The following is a 17,752-nucleotide window of genomic DNA, read 5'->3' on the forward strand; positions in this document are numbered from 1 at the left end:
TAACTCCTTCGTTATGGAATGCGAGGTTGTTCGAGATTCAGAAAGGCTTGATTAAGCGAGAATCGGCAGGAGGACCAGCGAAGCCCAGCCGGCCAGCACGCCACCGATGATCGGGCCCAGAACCGGTACCCAGGAGTAGGACCAGTCGGATGATCCCTTGCCCTTGATCGGGAGCAGGAAGTGCGCGATACGCGGGCCCAGGTCACGCGCCGGGTTGATGGCGTATCCGGTCGGTCCACCGAGAGAGGTACCGATGACGATCACGAGCAGTGCGACGGGCAGCGCACCGAGAGCTGCAAGGCCGCCGTCGCCCTGGCGTCCGCCACCGAAGCCGATGACGACGAAGACGAGAACGAACGTGCCGATGATCTCGGTGACCAGGTTCCAGCCGTATGAACGGATGGCGGGACCGGTTGAGAAGACGCCGAGCTTGTTGGCGGCATCCGGTTCAGCGTCGAAGTGCTGCTTGTACGCGAGCCACACGAAGAACGCGCCGATGACGGCACCGATCATCTGGGCTGCGATGTAGGTCATCACCGAGATCGGGTTGACCGGAACGCCGGAACCGAACTCAGTTGCACCGGACGCGACGAGACCGAGCGTGACTGCCGGGTTCAGGTGAGCGCCTGAGTTGTAGGAGACGATCACACCGGAGAAGACAGCGAGTCCCCAACCGATGTTCACCATCAGGAAGCCACCATTGAAGCCCTTGTTTTTCACAAGTGCGACGTTGGCTACAACACCACAACCGAGCAGCACGAGGAGGGCAGTACCCACCAGCTCCGCGAGGAATACAACACCGAGATTGTCCACATTGACCTTTTCATTTGGGCGCCACGTTGAGCGCAGGAGAGTCGGATTACAACGAATCCACAAAAACCGTACCGAGCTTTTTGGGGCGGTTTAGGCCACTCGGTACGGTTTCAGCTGCACGTTCGTGCAGATTGGACGACTCCTAGGCTGCGGTCAGTGAGCCCTTGTCTGTGCGAGCGAGGTCAACGGCGTGAACGTCGCTCAATTCTGCAGTCGCTGCCGCGATCTCACTCTGACGACGCTCATCGCTCCAGCCGAGAACCGGTGAGACGATGTCGGTCAGCTCGGTGAGAAGCTCGGCACTCAGGCCACCGACGAACGCCATGCTGGTGCGACGCAACAGGATGTCGATCAGGTGAACGACCGACTCGGTTGTGGCCAGGTATTCGATCTCACGACGGCTGTAATCGGCGTTGTGAACCAGCGGCTCGTCGGCGGCTTCGGTCATGAAATTGATGACGTCTGCGGCACGGGTTCCGTAGCGTGCAAGCAGCTGTGTAGCGCGGGCGACACCCACCTCGTCACCGTGCGCTGCAACCCAAACGCGGTGCGCGGCATCCGTCATCGGGAAGTCCTTGCCACCACCGATGGCCAGGCCCTCAGTCGAGACGGTGCGGGGCACATTGATGAGCTTCAGGATGTCGTTGCTCAGGTGCTCTGCCAGGGCTCGGAACGTGGTCCACTTGCCACCAACGAGGCTGAGCAACGTGCCGGGACGGGCCTCAAGCGGGCTCGACTCGATGCGGTAATCGCGTGACACGAAGCCGGGAGCCTCGTCGTCGTGGCGGGGAAGCGGACGCACGCCGGAGAAGCGGTAAACGATGTCGGAACGGTCGACTGCGACATCTGGGAAAACGTGCGCGACCAATTCGAAGAAGTAATCGATCTCGTCTTCGGTGCACCGAATCGGCTTGGTCATATCGTGCTCGAGGTCGGTGGTGCCGACCATGACGCGGCCCTTGAGCGGGTAGATGAGCACGATGCGCCCGTCCTTGTGCTCAAAGAAGATCTCGTTGCCACCGGTTGCTGCGAGCAGCTCTGGGTTGTCAAGAACGATGTGCGAACCCTTGGTGCCGCCCATGAACTTGCTCTCAGAACCGAGCGCCTTGTTGGTGAGGTCGGTCCATGGTCCAGAGGTGTTGACGACGACGTCGGCTTCGAAGCTGAACTCTTCACCGGTCACCGTGTTGCGCAGGCGCACACCGTTCTCATCCATGCCGATGGCTTCGACATAGTTGGCGGCGCGGGCGTGTCCGCCGGCGGCCAGACCGTCGCGCAGCACATCGAGGGCGAGGCGCTCCGGGTCGTGCATCGAAGCGTCGTAGTAGGTGGCGGTGTACTTCAGGCCATCGTTGAGCTTCGGCAGCGCCTCGAGCGACTTCTTGGCTCCACGGAACTCGTGGCGCGGAACGCTGCCACCGTCACGGGAGAAGGAGTCGTAGAGCACCATGCCGACCTTGATCAGCAGTGCACCTCGTTCCTGAGGCTTACCCTGCTTGTGAGTGAGGAAGCGCATCGGTGCGCTCATGATGCCGGAGAAGGTCGAGAAGATCGGCACAACTGTCCGCAGCGGCTTGACGTAGTGCGGAGCGATCTTGATCAGGGCGTTGCGCTCGGTGACCGATTCCTTGACGAGACGGAATTCGCCATTCTCGAGGTAGCGGACGCCACCGTGGATCATGTGCGACGACGCCGACGATGCGCCAGACACGAAGTCACCCTTGTCGACGATTGCGACGTCGACACCCTGGAGTGCCAGGTCGCGGAATGTTGCAATTCCGTTGATTCCTGCACCGATGATGAGCACACGCGCCCGGGGTAGCTCCTTGAGCGCCGCCTGGGAGTTCACCACTGAATCCTGCATTTGTTTCTCACCTCATGTGTAAATCCGGCAGCAGAAGCCGCCGTACGAATCATTTAAGTTTGCGTGTTGCGACACAAACGGTCAAGCTGGATGAACATATGTGCAAGGAGACAATATGACCCTCGCCGACGAACTGTCGAATCCAGACCGCACCCGCGACGCCCTCACGGCCGCACACCTTTACTACATGCAGGACCTGACGATGGATGCCATCGCTCACGAACTCCACACCTCCAGGTCCTCTGTCTCACGACTCCTCAGCCATGCCAGGGCCAGCGGACTCGTCGATATCCAGATCCGCTCACCCCTTGATGCACCGAGCCGCCTTGAGAAGGAGATCCTCTCTCGTTACAAGGTGACCGCTCACGTGGTCCCTGTACCTGACCATGCCAGCGACGTTGATCGTTTGGAGCGTGTTGCGCTGTCCGTTGCACGAATTCTCGGACAATACTTCGATTCGAACATGACCATGGGCGTTGCCTGGGGATCGACGATGAGTGCCATCAGCAGGCACGTGATTCCCAAGCAGACGCACAACTCTCAGATCGTCCAGCTGAACGGCGCAGGCAACATGCGCACGACAGGCATCGCATACGCCAGCGAGATCCTGCGCCGATTCGGGGATGCTTTCGGTGCCCACGTGCAGCAGTTCCCGGTGCCTGCATTCTTCGATGACCCCGCAACGAAGCTTGCCCTCTGGCGCGAGCGCAATGTGTCGCGACTCATCGACATCCAGGCGCACATGGATGTTGCGCTCTTCGGCCTCGGCTCCCCCTTCTCTGAGGTTCCGAGCCACGTGTATGCCGGTGGCTATCTTGAAGAAGCCGACTACGCCTCGCTCAGCGAATCTCGCGTCGTGGGCGACGTGGCAACCGTCTTTTTCAGAGCCGACGGCTCAACCGACGACATCCCGTTGAACCTGCGCGGCACCGGTCCCGACTTCACCGTGTTACGTCGCACTCCGCGCCGCATCTGCGTGGTGTCCGGCAGCTCCAAGCTTGAAAGCCTGCGCGGTGCGCTCAACGCAGAACTGATCACCGACCTCTACGTTGACGAAGGCACCGCACGCGCGCTGATCGCATCGGCATCGTGACCGGTGCTGGCGTGGCCGGTGCTGGCGTGGCCGGTGCTGAACATTTCGGTGGATAACTCAGGGAATACCCCGACCGCTGACGCGTTGAGCTATAACTGAAGATAAGAAACGTGCTCCGGGGTCGGTGTAAGTCCGAACCGGCGGTGAAAGTCCGCGAGCTGGTGCGTCCTTCGGGACACTCCGGTTGAGCTGGTGAAACTCCAGCACCGACGGTTAAAGTCCGGATGGGAGGCGCACGGGTCGGTCGGTCATATGACCAGCCGACGGCTTACGCATCCGTGCACGCCACAATCCCCGGAGTTCCGATGAGGACGAGGGCGGCGATGACACACGAAGCACTGATCGAGAGCGCGATGCGACGCGCGCTGGTGCTTGCCGCCAACGGCCCGAAACCCGGCATCAATCCCCGCGTCGGCTGCGTCATCTTGGCCGATGACGGCACTGTTCTGGCTGAGGGCTGGCACCGTGGTGCGGGAACCCCCCACGCCGAGGTCGACGCGCTCTCCCATCTCGCGCCTGGTGCAGCGCACGGAGCAACTGTCGTCGTCACCCTTGAGCCCTGCAATCACACGGGTCGCACCGGCCCATGCGCCGTCGCGCTTCTCGATGCCGGCGTTGCCCGGGTTGTCTACGCCGTCGCCGATCCCGGCAAGCACTCCTCCGGCGGAGCCGATCGGCTGCGAGCAGGCGGCGTCGAGGTAGAGGGCGGTGTGCTGCAGGACGATGCAGAAGTATTCCTCTCGGATTGGCTCATCGCAGCCAGGCTCGGCCGGCCGTTCGTCACCGTCAAGTGGGCGTCCAGCCTCGACGGTCGTGCAGCCGCTGCCGATGGCACCAGCCAGTGGATCACCGGCGCTGTCGCCAGAGCGGATGTCCATGCTCGGCGAGCTGCCGCCGACGCCATCGTCGTCGGCACCGGTACAGCCATCGCCGACGACCCATCGCTGACCGCGCGCGACTCCGATGGCTCGCTCTTCGCCTCCCAGCCGATTCCGGTCGTTATCGGCGCCCGCGACATCCCCGCAGCAGCCGCGCTCTTCGGCCATCCTCATGCCCCGCTGTTCTACGGCTCCCACGATCTTGCCGCCACCCTGACCGATCTGCGCGAGCGCGGCATCCTGAGAGTCTTCGTCGAAGGTGGTCCCACTCTCGCGAGTGCGTTCGTGGCAGCCGGCCTTGTCGATCAGTTCGCGATCTACCTCGCCCCTACTCTTCTCGGCGGTCCCCGCCTTGCGCTCGGCGACATCGGCGTCGGCACCATCACCGACCAACTCACCCTGACGATCGACACCATCACGCAGCTCGGCGACGATCTGCTCGTTCTTGCACGCCCAGACAGAAGGACCTGACTGAATGTTCACCGGAATAATCGAGGAACGCGGCACCATCATCGACATCGAGAGGTCCGAGGATGCTGCGCGCCTCACGATCAGGGGGCCACTCGCCGTCGCCGATGCCTCACACGGCGACTCGATCGCGGTCAGCGGGGTATGCCTGACAGTCGTTGGGCAGACCCCGGACTCGTTCACCGCCGATGTGATGGCCCAGACCCTGCGCATGTCGACCCTGGCCGACGCCGTCGTCGGCGCCCCGGTCAACCTTGAACGTGCTGCACTCGTCGGCGACCGGCTCGGCGGGCATATCGTGCAGGGTCACATCGACGGAACAAGTACTGTGCTTGAGATCCGTCCTGGCGACGCCTGGCGCGTGCTGCGTTTCAGCCTCTCCGCCGAGCTCGCCCCATTGGTCACCGACAAGGGATCGATCGCCATCGATGGCGTCTCACTCACGGTCAGTGGCATCAGCGATGCTGGTGAGATCGACCAATGGTTTGAGGTATCCCTGATCCCCGAGACTCTCTCCGCCACCACGCTCGGCGACCGCGTCGTCGGCGATAGCGTGAACATCGAGACTGACATCCTTGCCCGCCACGCAGCCAGGATCCTGGCGCTGACCGATGCGCAGCGGCGTCGAGAACAGGCGGCACCCACAGCTTCAACTTCAGCTCCTCAAGCCACCAACCGAACAGGGAGGGCATCATGAGCCTCGCGGATATCCCCACAGCACTCGAGCAGCTCAGGCTCGGCCGGCCCGTCATCGTTGCTGATGATGAGGGCAGGGAGAACGAAGGAGATGTCATCCTCTCTGCCGAGCTCGCCACTCAGGAGTGGCTGGCCTGGATGGTGCGCAACTCCTCTGGCTTCATCTGTGCGCCGATGACCAATGAGATCGCCGACGCACTCGACCTGCCCGTCATGGTGATCGACAACGAAGATCCGCGTGGCACCAACTACACGGTCACCGTCGATGCGGCAGACCGGCTGAGCACCGGCATCAGCGCCGCAGATCGCGCACACACCCTGCGGGTGCTCGCTGATCCGTTGTCGCTCCCGGCCAGCGTGAACCGACCAGGTCACATCCTGCCCCTTCGTGCGGTCGAAGGTGGCGTGCGTGAACGCGATGGGCACACCGAGGCAGCGGTCGACCTGATGAAGCTCGCAGGCCTCGCTCCCGTCGGTGCGATTTCCGAGATCGTCGCTGAGGACGGCGAAATGATGCGCCTCCCTGGACTCATCGCCCTCGGTGAGCGTGAAGGCATCGCCGTTATCACGATCGCCGACCTCATCGAATACTTGAACGACGTACGCCCTGAACCGCTGAATGCCGTTGACCGGACACGTGAATCCCCCCGGGTCGACTTCGAGGTCGAGACAACGGTGCCGACGGTGCACGGGGCTTTCAAGATGCGGGCATATCGCGACCGGATGACGGGCGCTGACCATGTGGCGATCGTCGCCGGTGATGTCGCCGACGGCGCGCTGGTGCGAGTGCACTCCGAATGCCTGACCGGTGAAGCATTCGGGTCACTCAAGTGCGAGTGCGGTCCCCAGCTCGACGCTGCACTCGACACCATCCAGCGTGAGGGCGGCGTTGTCATCTATCTGCGCGGACACGAAGGCCGTGGCATCGGCCTGATCAACAAACTGCGTGCATACAAGTTGCAGGAAGAGGGACTGGACACCCTCGACGCCAACGTCGCACTCGGGCTTCCTATCGATTCACGCGACTACACGGCTGCAACAGCGATCCTGCAGGACCTCGGCCTGAGCGAGATTCGTCTCCTGACCAATAACCCGGAGAAGGTTCGCCAGATCGAAGCCCATGGTGTCGTCGTGAGCGAGCGCGTGCCGCTCGTGGTCGGTGTCGGCGAGCACAACGAGGGTTACCTCGCGGTCAAGCGCGATCGCATGGGCCACAACATCGATATCTCACACACGTACAGCACTTCGAAAGGAACAGCACTATGAGCGGAGCAGGCTCCCCCACCATTGCCATCGACGGCAGCGGACTGCACGTCACGATCATCGCCGGCCAGTGGCACGAGGTCATCACCGATGGCCTCATTGCCGGTGCGACTCGTGTTCTCGAAGAGTCAGGTGCGAGCTACTCGCTCGTGCGGGTTCCCGGCAGCTTCGAGCTGCCCGTCGCCAGCAAGGTGGCGCTGGAAAATGGCGCTGACGCTGTCGTGGCGCTCGGCGTCATCATCCGTGGCGGCACACCGCACTTCGAGTACGTGTCGGCTGCAGCCACAGACGGACTCACCCGCGTCGCACTCGACACCGGTAAGCCCGTCGGCTTCGGAGTGCTCACGCTCGACGACGAGCAGCAGGGTCTTGACCGAGCCGGCCTGCCCGGTTCGAAGGAAGACAAGGGCGAAGAGGCCGCGACAGCTGCGCTGGCTACGGCGCGCGTGCTCGCGGACCTGCGCGGCCAGGCGTAGTTCGTCCGCATCGGCAGGTGCAGGCATCCGTCCCTCGTCGCCGCCCTTAAACGCGAGACCGGAGTTGTGGTCGTTATAACTGAGCTATAACGACCACAACTCCGGTTTCGCGGCAAAGCAGTGAGGCATAAAGGCACAAAGACGGCACAGCGGCAACTGGGCCCAGGGGCCCAGGCACGCGTTTCGGGAGTTACGGCTTCCAGACCATCAGAACAACGACGATCACGAGCAGCAGCGATGCGATTCCGCTTCCTGCGGCGATTGCGGGGTAACCGGCCGATGAGGCCGTGACCGCTCCGTCTGACGCCTGGAGGGCATCCGCTGCCTTCTTCATTGCCGGCACGACAACGAACAGGCTGATGGCCAGGGCCACCACGTAGAGGATGATCGACCAGAGGATCCACGGGGTGGTGAACGACAGCGCATACTTGGCGTCTGCCATGCCCATGACACCAAACCCGAAGAAGACGACCACGAGCGACAACAGGCTGAAAATGTTGGTGGACTTCGCCAGGATCGCGACCTGCGCACCGTTGCCGGCTCGCACCGCGCGCATAGCGCTCATCGGCAGAATCGCCATCGGGCCGACGATGAAGACGGCGGTAACGACGTGCAGAACGTTCAATACGGTTTCCATACCCTCAGCCTAACTATCCCTGCGAATTGGCATAGAACTTTGCGCAGGCGTATCGTTTACTCTCTGGCCGCCACAAGCGGCCACTAATGTTTTGCGCCGCTCGATGTCATCCCGTGTAACAGCCACGTCCGCATCCAGGCCACTAACATCTCGACTCGGAGCCTCTCCTTTCATGTCTGCCCCCTCAGCGTCACTCGACCAGCAGCAGCCAGCCGCACCACTCAACCCGAAGAGCCGGGTCATTCTGGCCAGCCTCATCGGTACCACGATTGAGTTCTACGACTTCTATGTCTATGCAACCGCTGCTGTTCTGGTGTTCCCTCACCTCTTCTTCCCCACTGGGGATGCCACGACGGCGCTACTCGCCTCGTTCGCGGTCTTTGGCGCAGCGATGGTGGCTCGCCCGCTCGGCGCAGTCTTCTTCGGTCACCTCGGCGACAAGGTCGGGCGCAAGACCACCCTCGTTGCGGCTCTGCTCACCATGGGAATTGCGACTTTCCTGATCGGTCTGCTTCCGACGTATGCCATGGTCGGCTGGTTCGCCCCGCTCCTGCTGGTGATCCTGCGCCTTGCCCAGGGTTTCGCCCTCGGTGGCGAATGGAGCGGTGCGGCTCTCGTCGCAACGGAGAATGCGCCGAAGGGCAAGCGCGCCTGGTACGGCACCTTCCCGCAGATGGGCGCCCCGATCGGCTTCATCATCGCCAACGGCCTGTTCCTGATCATCGCTGCCGTGCTGCCTTCAGACGACCCGACCCGACCGTCTGACGCATTCCTCGAATGGGGATGGCGTATCCCGTTCCTCTTCTCGGCCATCATGGTGGTTGTCGGCCTCTGGGTGCGTCTGCGCCTGGTGGAGAGCGAAGCGTTCTCGAAGACGGTGAAGAGCGGCAAGGTCGTCAAGCTGCCACTCGGTACTGTTCTGCGCACGAACTGGCGCGAACTCATCCTGGGCACGCTGTTCATGCTCGCCACCTACGTGCTGTTCTACCTGATGACCACCTTCTCGCTGAGCTACGGACGCGCCCCCGAGTCGCCTGCCGACTCTGCGACGCTGCCCGGCCTGGGCTACAGCTACAACAGCTTCGTGCTGATGCTGATCTTCGGCGTTATCTTCTTCGGAATCTTCACCATGATTTCGGGCCCGCTCGCCGACAAGTACGGCCGCCGCAAGACGCTCATCTGGGTCACCAGCGCAATCATCATCTTCGGCCTGCTCTGGGTGCCGCTGCTTGGCGCCGGCTTCGTCGGAGTGATGTTCTGGCTGATCATCGGCTTCAGCCTGATGGGTATGACCTTCGGTCCGATGGGCGCGCTGCTGCCCGAGCTGTTCCCGACGAACGTGCGCTACACCGGCTCCGGCATCTCGTACAATGTCAGCTCCATCCTCGGCGCTGCGGTCGCGCCGTTCATCGCCGTTTGGCTGTGGGGCATGGCGGATGGCAGCCCGGTTCTGGTTGGCGTCTATCTCGCCATCATGGGCCTCATCACACTTGTCGCGCTGATCATCAGCAAGGAGACCAAGGACATCGACATCGACCGCTAATCGGCATCGATTCTCACGCTCCAGCACAGGCCCCGGGACACCCGGGGCCTGTGCGTTTTCTCAGGGCGCTATTGCCTCGAACCGGCGCGTGGGCATCCGCTCGGTCACCGCTGTCTGCGGCACCGGTTAGGCTCATTCGGTGAGCACCTCCACTAGCAGCACCAGCACATCAGAACCACGCACCTCCCCCCGTTCTGGTGCCAAGCGCGCACCCCGCAACCCGCATTCCTCAACCGGGCGGTCACGGATGGGCTCGCGCCGTTCCCCGCGCGATACCACTGGCCCCCGCGCCACGTTCAGCCAGCTGCTGCCCTACCTCTTCGAGCACAAAAAGGTGCTTGCCGTCGTCGCGGTTCTCAGCGTCATCGGAGCAGCAGCCAGCCTCGCGCAGCCCCTGCTGGTGAGCCAGGTCATCGAGCTCGTCGGCAATGGCGATCCGCTCGGTTCATTGGTCTGGGCCCTCATCGCCCTCGTGGTTGTGTCAGGTCTAATCAGCGGCTACCAGCACTACCTCCTGCAGCGCACCGGTGAAGGCGTCGTGTTGTCGTCGCGCCGCAAGCTCATCGCACGGATGCTGCACCTCCCCATCAGCGAATTCGACACCCGTCGCACCGGCGACCTGGTCTCGCGCGTCGGCTCAGACACCACGCTGCTGCGCGCAGTGCTCACGCAGGGTCTGGTCGACTCGATCGGCGGAGCCCTCACCTTCGTGGGTGCCCTGATCGCCATGCTCATCATCGATCCGGTCATGCTCGGATTGACCGCGCTCGTGATTGCCGTGTCGATCGTGTCGGTGACATTGCTGTCTCAGCGCATCCGCACCGCAAGCCAGGCGGCACAGGCCAAGGTCGGTGACCTGGCAGCCAGCGTTGAACGGGTCATCAGCGCCGTCCGCACGGTGCGCGCCGCCAATGCGACAGAGCGTGAGATCGCCGTCGTGGCGGAGGATGCCCAAGGCGCGTGGCGCATGGGCATCAAGGTCGCAAAGATTTCAGCCCTCGTCGTTCCGATCGCCGGAATCGCGATGCAGGTGTCGCTCCTCGTCGTTCTCGGCGTAGGCGGCTACCGCGTCGCCAGCGGCGCGATCACTATCGCCGACCTGGTCGCGTTCATTCTCTTCCTGTTCATGATGATCATGCCGCTCGGTACCGCCTTCGGCGCCCTGACTTCAGTGAACTCGGCGCTCGGCGCGCTCGGCCGTATCGAAGAGATCATCAATCTGCCCGCCGAAGACCAGCTCGACCGTCAGATCGCCCCGCTGGCCATCACTGTCGGCGCGGCCAACGAGCTGGTCAACCCGGATGCAGCCGCCATCGAATTCGATGACGTGCACTTCACCTACGCGTCGGCGGTTGCCGCTGTCGACGCGGAAGCTGCCGTCACCGCTGGCTCAGCTGTTGATGCCGAAGACTCGAGCACTGTCGGCGAAGTCGCCCAGCGCAACCCCGTCCTGCACGGTGTTTCCTTCAGTGTTCCGCGCGGCAAGCGCACTGCGCTCGTCGGTCCGTCGGGTGCGGGCAAGAGTACGATCCTTGCGCTCATCGAGCGGTTCTACGACCCGACAGAGGGCGTTATCCGCTTGGGTGGCCTGGACATCCGCGGCCTGGAGCGCACGGCGCTCCGCTCCCAGCTCGGCTATGTCGAGCAGGATGCCCCTGTGCTGGCCGGAACGCTGAGAGACAACCTCAGACTGGCAAGTCCTGACGCCACCGATGATGAATGCATCGCCGTGCTGCACGCAGTAAACCTCACCGAGGTTCTCGATCGCGACCCGGCCGGGCTCGATGCAGCTGTCGGTGAAGACGGTGTGATGCTTTCTGGCGGCGAGCGTCAGCGCTTGGCTATCGGCCGTGCGCTGCTGGCAGCCGCTCCCATCCTGTTGCTCGACGAGTCGACGTCAAGCCTCGACGGGGTCAACGAACAGAAGATGCGCGACGCGATCGACGCCGTGGCGGAGGACCGCACGCTGATCGTCATCGCGCACCGTCTGTCGACCGTCGTCGACTCTGACCAGATCGTTGTGCTTGACCACGGCAAGGTTGTCGGAGTCGGCACACACTCCGAGTTGGTGGCATCGACGCCGCTCTACCGCGACCTCGCCAAGCACCAGTTGCTCGTGTAGTGCGGCGCGCTGCGTCATACGGGTAGCCCGTGTGTTCGCGCGTTTGGTCACCCGATTTCGCGAGTGCATACGCCCCGTGAGTATGGTCGCCCGATTGTGCTAGGTCGGGGCTCCGCAACTAGTGAAATCGCGCGACTCATGTCTGAGAACTAGCGCGGTCGACTGAAACGAAGCGTCACGAGCTGGAACGGACGCAGCTCGAGCCGGGTAGCGTCACCGTCCTGCGCCAGCATTGCGCGGGGGTCGGCAAGCGGGCGCTCCAGGAGGTCGGTTTCACCGATATCCGCTGCAGGAAAACCGCTGGTGACAGTCGCGCGCGCCCGCGAACCGTGGGCTTCGTAGAGGCGCACGATGACGTCACCGCTGCGGTCCTCGGCGAGCTTGACCGCCTCGACGATCACCGCAGGATTGTCGACTGTAACAACTGGAGCGAGCCTGGATGTCGGATCGCCGGAGGCGTAAACACCGGCGGCATCAGTGCTTGCGTCTGTGCGATTCCGAGGCTCGCCGTCGCGCGGAGCCGCGACTTGCTGCACCGTGCGCAGCGGCAGATTGAGCCGGTATCCCTCGGTGATCGCGTCGGGAATGCCCGCACCGACCCGCATCGACGCGGCCAGGTGGTGCCAGCCCTGATCGGATTCGGGGTCGGGATACAGCGGCGCGCGCAGCAGCGACATCCGTACGGTCGTACTGGTGCGGCCCGCGGCATCCGTCGTGCTTCTGATGTCGTGCCCGTACGTAGAGTCGTTGGCCACCGCCACCCCATAGCCGGGTTCGCCGACGTGCACCCAGCGGTGGGCGACAGTTTCGAAGCGAGCCGCGTCCCACGAGGTGTTGCTGTGGGTGGGGCGGAAAACGTGCCCGAACTGAATCTCGGATGCCGCCCGCTCGGCATGCACGTCGAGCGGGAATGCGAGCTTGAGCAGCTTCTGCCGCTCGTGCCAGTCGATGCTGAGTGCGATATCGATCGCCGGTGAAGTTGCACTAAGCGAGACTTCTTCGATCACCAGCGATGTGCCAAATCTCCGCGTGATGCGCACCCCGACGCTGTCGGACGCTGGCTGATTGACCTCGATGCTGTCGACCTCCGTGAGGTCGGTGACTGTATTCCTGTAGTTCGCATCGATGTCCCACGCGTCCCAGCGGTTCGGGGTGTCCCCGTGCAGCTGCAGTAGGTTGCCCCTGGCACCTGCTGCAATGAGTTCGCGATCGGCCACGAGGTCATGCACCGAGCTGAACAGGCCGTCAGCGTCGATGGTCACGGCGACGAAGTCGTTGCGCAGCACGATTCCAGCGGATGTCTGCGCGGCAGTCGGCCTGCCCATGGCGGCCGGAGGGGCGGCATCCGTACCACTCGTCACATCCGGCACTTCTGTCGCGCCAAGAACCATGGACATCCCACCGAGGGCTGGCACGCCATCCAACACAAAGGGACCGGCGTTCATCACGACTGTGCCTTCCCCCGGCCCGGCCATCGCCCGTACCGATTCTTCAATAAGGTCCGTCAACATCGTGGCGAGTTCTTTGTAGTTTCGCTCGGCCTCGCGATGCACCCAGGCGATGGCCGACCCCGGCAGGATGTCGTGGAACTGTTGCAGCAGCACGGTATGCCACGCGCGCTCCAGCGCATCATACGGATACGCAGCTCCCGTGCGAATCGTCGCCGTCGTCGCCCACAGTTCTGCCTCGCGCAGCAGATGCTCGCTGCGTCGATTGCCCTGCTTGGTGCGAGCCTGCGAGGTATAGGTTCCGCGGTGGAACTCGAGATAGAGCTCTCCCGACCACACCGGTGGCACCGGATACTCGGCTTCCGCGGCCTCGAAGAAACGGCGCGGGCTCGACAGCGTGACCGTCGGTGATCCTTCGAGGGACGCTGTGCGACGGGCAGCGGCGATCATCTCGATCGTCGGCCCGCCGCCGCCATCACCCCAGCCGAACGGAATGAGCGATGTGTTCGCCCTGCCCTTTTCTGCGTAGAGCCGCTCGGCGCGCGCCAGCTCCGCGCCCGACAGTTGAGCGTTGTAGTCGGCTACCGGTGGAAAGTGCGTGAAGATGCGGCTGCCGTCGATTCCTTCCCAGGAGAAGGTGTGATGCGGGAACACATTTGTGTCATTCCAGGAGATCTTCTGAGTGAGGAACCAGCGCGACCCGGCCGCCTTCGCGATCTGCGGTAGCGCACCGGAGTAACCGAACGAGTCGGGTAGCCAGACGTCAAGTGGCTCGACGCCGAACTCCTCCATAAAGAATCGCTTGCCGGCGACGAACTGGCGGGCCAGCGCCTCGCCACCCGGCATATTGGTGTCTGACTCGACCCACATCCCACCGACAGGAACGAAATTACCGCTGGCGACCGCCGCCTTCACCCGGTCGAACAGCGCGGGATAGTGCTCTTTCAGCCACGCGTACTGCTGGGCGGATGACGCGGCGAAGACGAAATCAGAATTGGCCTCGATCAGGTCAAGCACGTTCGAAAACGTGCGCGCGACCTTGCGCACGGTCTCCCGCACTGGCCAAAGCCACGCACTATCGATGTGCGCATGTCCGACTGCGTGCAGCCGGTGTGCGCTGGTATAGGCCGGGCTGGCGAGCACGTCGGCGAGGGCCGCGCGACCCGCAGCCGCAGTCGCCGATACGTTGTGCGGATCGATCAGGTCGAGGCAGTCTTCGAGCGCCCGCAGGATCTCGGCGCGACGCGGCAGGGTGGCGGGGAGCTCATGCATGAGGCTGTCGAGCGCCCAGATGTCCTGCGCGAGCTCCCAGACGGGCAGGTCGCGCAGGGCGACATCCGCTTGTCTGAATGTGTAGAGCGGATCGGTGCCCGCCGTTGTCTTGTCGCCGAGCGGGGTCGGCGCGAATGTCCAGTCTTCGGACAGATCTGGATTGGCCGCAGCCTCGATGTAGACGTCGATCGCCTCACCGGGCAAAGCCGTCACCGGCACCCAACGGTTGCGGGATTCGACAGCCTTCATGATCATGCCGTTTGGGGAATATACGGTTCCCTCGACTTGGAATCCAGGTGCCGCCCTGTCGAAACCGAGGTCGAACACGAGCTCGATCTGGGCATCATCCGCTTCGGCCCACTCGTGCGGCACTGTCCCGCTGAGGTGAAACCACGTCGTTCCCCATGGCTTGCCCCACCGTGTGCCCACCACAAACGATACGAACTGCTGGGCAACTGCCTCAGCAAACGGTACCGGTTCGTCCGGTACCGCCCACGCCTCAATCACGAGCGGAATCCCACTGCGATAGATCGCTGGTTGCAGCCGCTCTCGAGTGAATCTATCGATGCGCTCGTGAACCTGCGCGCTGTCGTCATGCATGCGACACCCCAATCCGCCACGGGACCCAGGGGATCACGCGTGACCCCGCGTGGTCACGTCACTGTGAGAACGCAGCCGCCGCTGGTACCGGCATCCTATTCCGCGTGCATCTGGGCGCGCACAATTTGTCCCGGCACCCGAAATATCGCGCGCCCAATGAAATATCGCGCGCCCCGCGAGATATCGCGCTGGCCCGCCAGCTGGCGCGACTAATTCGAAGCGCGGAAGCGCGGACGCACAGACGCACAGACGCACAGACGCACAGACGCACAGACGCACAGACGCCGTCCCACTCTGGGCGCGCGATATCCCGCCCGGCACCCGGCATTCCGCGCGCCCAGCGGAATATCGCGCGCCCAGCCCATCTGATTGAGCGCCGAGCGCCCTGGGCGCACGCAGAAGCCCCGCAAATCAACGACTCGCGGGGCTTTTGAGACGTGCAGAAGGGACTTAGCCCATGTGCACGACGTCTGGATTCTTCAGCAGGTCAGCCTTGTTCGGGCGCACCAGGAAGAACGAGATCGGCGCGGCGAGCAGCATCAGTCCCGCTGCCCAGACGAACGCCGTCGAGTATCCACTGACGAGGGCCTCGAGCTGCACGGTCGGTGACACAGGATTCGCAGCCAGGTACGTAGCGATCGCTGCGGTGTAGAGCGCGGTGAACAACGCGGTTCCGATTGAGCCACCGATCTGCTGCGTAGCGGATACCGCAGCGCTGGCCACACCGGCGTCGTGCTCGTCGATACCGGCGAGTGCAACGTTCTGCAGCGGCACGAAGACCATCGCCAGACCGATACCGAGCAGGATGACACCCGGCAGCACCTCGAGGGCGTAGTTACCTTCGACGGTGATGAACGACATCCAGAACAATCCGGCTGCGGCGATCACCGGGCCGAGCGTCATCGGCAGGCGAACGCCAACACGCGGCAGGAACTGCGACAGCAACGGTGCACAGATCATGATGGTGATCGTCATAGGCAGCGACGCGAAGCCAGACTGCAGCGGGGTGTAGCCGAGCACGATCTGGAAGTAGAACGCCAGGAACAACAGACCACCGAGTAGCGCGGATCCGGTGAGCATGGAGACGAGGAACGCACCACCACGCACCTTGTTCGCCACGACGCGCAGCGGCAGCAGTGGGTTCGAGACCTTGGATTCCACCAGGACGAAAGCGGCAAGCAGCACCACGCCGAGGGCGAGGAAGCCGATCGTCTCGACGCGTCCCCAACCGTTTTCTGCCTGGGCGAAACCGTAGACGAGCGAGGCGAGGCCAGCCACGACCAGGATGGCACCCGGCAGGTCATAGCGCGTGTTGCCGTGAGCACGGCTTTCCTTGATCAGCGGGATGCCGGCGATGATCGCGACCAGGGCGATCGGCACATTCACCAGCAGGCACCAGTTCCAGCTGGCGTACTGCGTGAGCACGCCACCGAGGAGCAGGCCGACGGCCGCGCCACCACCACCGATGGCACCGTAGACGGCGAAAGCCTTGATGCGGTCCTTGCCGCTCGGGAAGGTGATGGTGAGGATAGCCAGCGAGGCCGGGGCAAGCAGGGCTGCGAATGCACCCTGCAGACCACGGGCGAGCAAAAGCATTTCGGTGTTGACAGCAAGACCACCGATAGCGGATGCCACAGCGAAGCCGACCATACCGAGCAGGAACGAGCGCTTGCGGCCCCAGTAGTCAGCGATGCGGCCACCGAGCAGCAGCAGCGATCCGAACGCGAGCGCATAGATCGTGACGACCCAGGTGCGATCGCCATCCGACATCCCCAGCTCACGCTGCGCGTCAGGAAGGGCGATGTTCACGATGGTGCCATCGAGGATCACCATGAGCTGGGCGAGCGCGAGCACGGCGAGCAGCCACCAGCGACGCGGGTGGGCCGAGTGGTCGACCGGTGCGGTCGGCCGAGAGAGTGGTACTGAAGCTGTCGAAGTCTCTGATGTCATCGAAGAGGCGGGATCCTTTGCAAACGAACTAGTTGGTTGGGATACGATTATATGCGTGAGAAGTGACGGACAGGCAACGCGCGAGCGAATCCTTGTGGCGGCGCGCGCTGAATTCGCCGCCCACGGACTAGCCGGAGCCAGGGTCGATCGCATCGCGGCATCCGCCAACGCCAGCAAAGAGCGCCTCTATGCCTACTTCGGCGATAAAACCGCCCTCTTCGGAGCCGTGATCGAGGTGAACACCGACGAGGTAAAGGCAGCAGTCCCCCTCGACACCTCGGACCTGCCCGGTTTCGTTGGCCGGGTCTACGACCACGCGACCAACCACCCCGAACACCTGCGGATGCTTGATTGGGCACGTCTCGAAGGCCAGTTCGTTGCCGATGCCACGCACGTGCCGCCGTGGCGGAGTCCAGAGCAGATTGCGGCCATCGAAGATGCACAGCGCGCCGGCACTATCGACGCCGACTGGAACCCCCAGGACCTGCTGACCCTGCTGCTCTCCCTCGCCACAGCCTGGGTGCATGCTCCCGTCGACATCGATGAGCTCAACGGTCGACTGAACGCCGAAACTGTGGCGCGGAGACGCGCGGCAGCCGTCGACGCCGCGCGCAAGCTTCTCAGCTAGG

Annotated in this window: 13 protein-coding genes and 1 riboswitch; of the genes, 8 read left to right on the forward strand and 5 right to left on the reverse strand. The window is 63.4% G+C overall.

Features of this window, described 5'->3' with window-relative positions:
- Positions 1 to 51: 51 nt before the first annotated feature.
- Together ACMT3I_RS09030 and ACMT3I_RS09035 are read right to left on the reverse strand one after the other, a co-directional pair.
- On the reverse strand, positions 52 to 813 hold the full coding sequence (locus ACMT3I_RS09030; RefSeq protein WP_414804156.1) for an MIP/aquaporin family protein: 762 nt from the start codon (positions 811 to 813) through the stop codon (positions 52 to 54).
- 142 nt (positions 814 to 955) lie between these two features.
- Positions 956 to 2,677, reverse strand: a complete 1,722-nt coding sequence (locus ACMT3I_RS09035) for a glycerol-3-phosphate dehydrogenase/oxidase (protein ID WP_414804157.1) — start codon at positions 2,675 to 2,677, stop codon at positions 956 to 958.
- A 115-nt stretch (positions 2,678 to 2,792) separates the two neighbouring features.
- On the opposite strand from ACMT3I_RS09035, the gene ACMT3I_RS09040 reads away from it, so the two are divergent.
- The 5 genes from ACMT3I_RS09040 to ribH all read left to right on the forward strand — a co-directional run bounded on the left by ACMT3I_RS09040 (position 2,793) and on the right by ribH (position 7,551).
- On the forward strand, positions 2,793 to 3,770 hold the full coding sequence (locus ACMT3I_RS09040) for a sugar-binding transcriptional regulator (RefSeq protein WP_414804158.1): 978 nt from the start codon (positions 2,793 to 2,795) through the stop codon (positions 3,768 to 3,770).
- 107 nt (positions 3,771 to 3,877) lie between these two features.
- Positions 3,878 to 4,010, forward strand: a riboswitch (FMN riboswitch).
- 83 nt (positions 4,011 to 4,093) lie between these two features.
- Complete coding sequence (ribD, locus tag ACMT3I_RS09045) at positions 4,094 to 5,119, forward strand: bifunctional diaminohydroxyphosphoribosylaminopyrimidine deaminase/5-amino-6-(5-phosphoribosylamino)uracil reductase RibD (protein WP_414804159.1); 1,026 nt, start codon at positions 4,094 to 4,096, stop codon at positions 5,117 to 5,119.
- A gap of 4 nt (positions 5,120 to 5,123) precedes the next feature.
- The gene (locus ACMT3I_RS09050) at positions 5,124 to 5,813 is read left to right on the forward strand and encodes a riboflavin synthase (protein ID WP_414804160.1); all 690 of its coding nucleotides are present in this window, start codon (positions 5,124 to 5,126) and stop codon (positions 5,811 to 5,813) included.
- Positions 5,810 to 7,078: a GTP cyclohydrolase II gene (gene ribA, locus ACMT3I_RS09055; protein ID WP_414804161.1), complete on the forward strand. Its 1,269-nt coding sequence runs from the start codon at positions 5,810 to 5,812 to the stop codon at positions 7,076 to 7,078. The genes ACMT3I_RS09050 and ribA overlap by 4 nt, the downstream gene beginning before the upstream one ends.
- On the forward strand, positions 7,075 to 7,551 hold the full coding sequence (gene ribH / locus ACMT3I_RS09060; RefSeq protein WP_414804162.1) for a 6,7-dimethyl-8-ribityllumazine synthase: 477 nt from the start codon (positions 7,075 to 7,077) through the stop codon (positions 7,549 to 7,551). Before ribA ends, ribH begins: the two co-directional genes overlap by 4 nt.
- A 190-nt stretch (positions 7,552 to 7,741) precedes the next feature.
- On the opposite strand, the gene ACMT3I_RS09065 is transcribed toward ribH, so the two are convergent.
- Positions 7,742 to 8,188: a DUF2269 family protein gene (locus ACMT3I_RS09065; protein WP_414804163.1), complete on the reverse strand. Its 447-nt coding sequence runs from the start codon at positions 8,186 to 8,188 to the stop codon at positions 7,742 to 7,744.
- A gap of 172 nt (positions 8,189 to 8,360) precedes the next feature.
- On the opposite strand from ACMT3I_RS09065, the gene ACMT3I_RS09070 reads away from it, so the two are divergent.
- Together ACMT3I_RS09070 and ACMT3I_RS09075 are read left to right on the forward strand one after the other, a co-directional pair.
- A complete protein-coding gene (locus ACMT3I_RS09070) occupies positions 8,361 to 9,731 on the forward strand; it encodes an MFS transporter (RefSeq protein WP_414804164.1) in 1,371 nt (456 codons plus the stop codon).
- 247 nt (positions 9,732 to 9,978) lie between these two features.
- Positions 9,979 to 11,853, forward strand: coding sequence for an ABC transporter ATP-binding protein (locus tag ACMT3I_RS09075; protein ID WP_414804486.1), 1,875 nt, complete (start codon positions 9,979 to 9,981; stop codon positions 11,851 to 11,853).
- A gap of 149 nt (positions 11,854 to 12,002) precedes the next feature.
- Here ACMT3I_RS09075 and ACMT3I_RS09080 read toward each other — a convergent pair whose 3' ends face one another.
- Both ACMT3I_RS09080 and ACMT3I_RS09085 read right to left on the reverse strand, forming a co-directional pair.
- Entirely contained in the window at positions 12,003 to 15,173 is a 3,171-nt protein-coding gene (locus ACMT3I_RS09080) for an alpha-mannosidase (RefSeq protein ID WP_414804165.1), read from the reverse strand.
- A 450-nt stretch (positions 15,174 to 15,623) separates the two neighbouring features.
- Positions 15,624 to 17,123: an MFS transporter gene (locus ACMT3I_RS09085; protein ID WP_414804166.1), complete on the reverse strand. Its 1,500-nt coding sequence runs from the start codon at positions 17,121 to 17,123 to the stop codon at positions 15,624 to 15,626.
- Positions 17,124 to 17,178: 55 nt separating this feature from the next.
- Here ACMT3I_RS09085 and ACMT3I_RS09090 point away from each other — a divergent pair, with 55 nt between their 5' ends.
- Positions 17,179 to 17,751 carry a TetR family transcriptional regulator gene (locus tag ACMT3I_RS09090; protein WP_414804167.1) on the forward strand — a complete coding sequence of 191 codons (573 nt, stop codon included), beginning with the start codon at positions 17,179 to 17,181 and terminating at the stop codon, positions 17,749 to 17,751.
- The last annotated feature ends 1 nt before the right edge of the window (position 17,752 follow it).

This window comes from Leifsonia sp. A12D58 (genome assembly GCF_047530025.1).
Lineage (GTDB): Bacteria > Actinomycetota > Actinomycetes > Actinomycetales > Microbacteriaceae > Cryobacterium.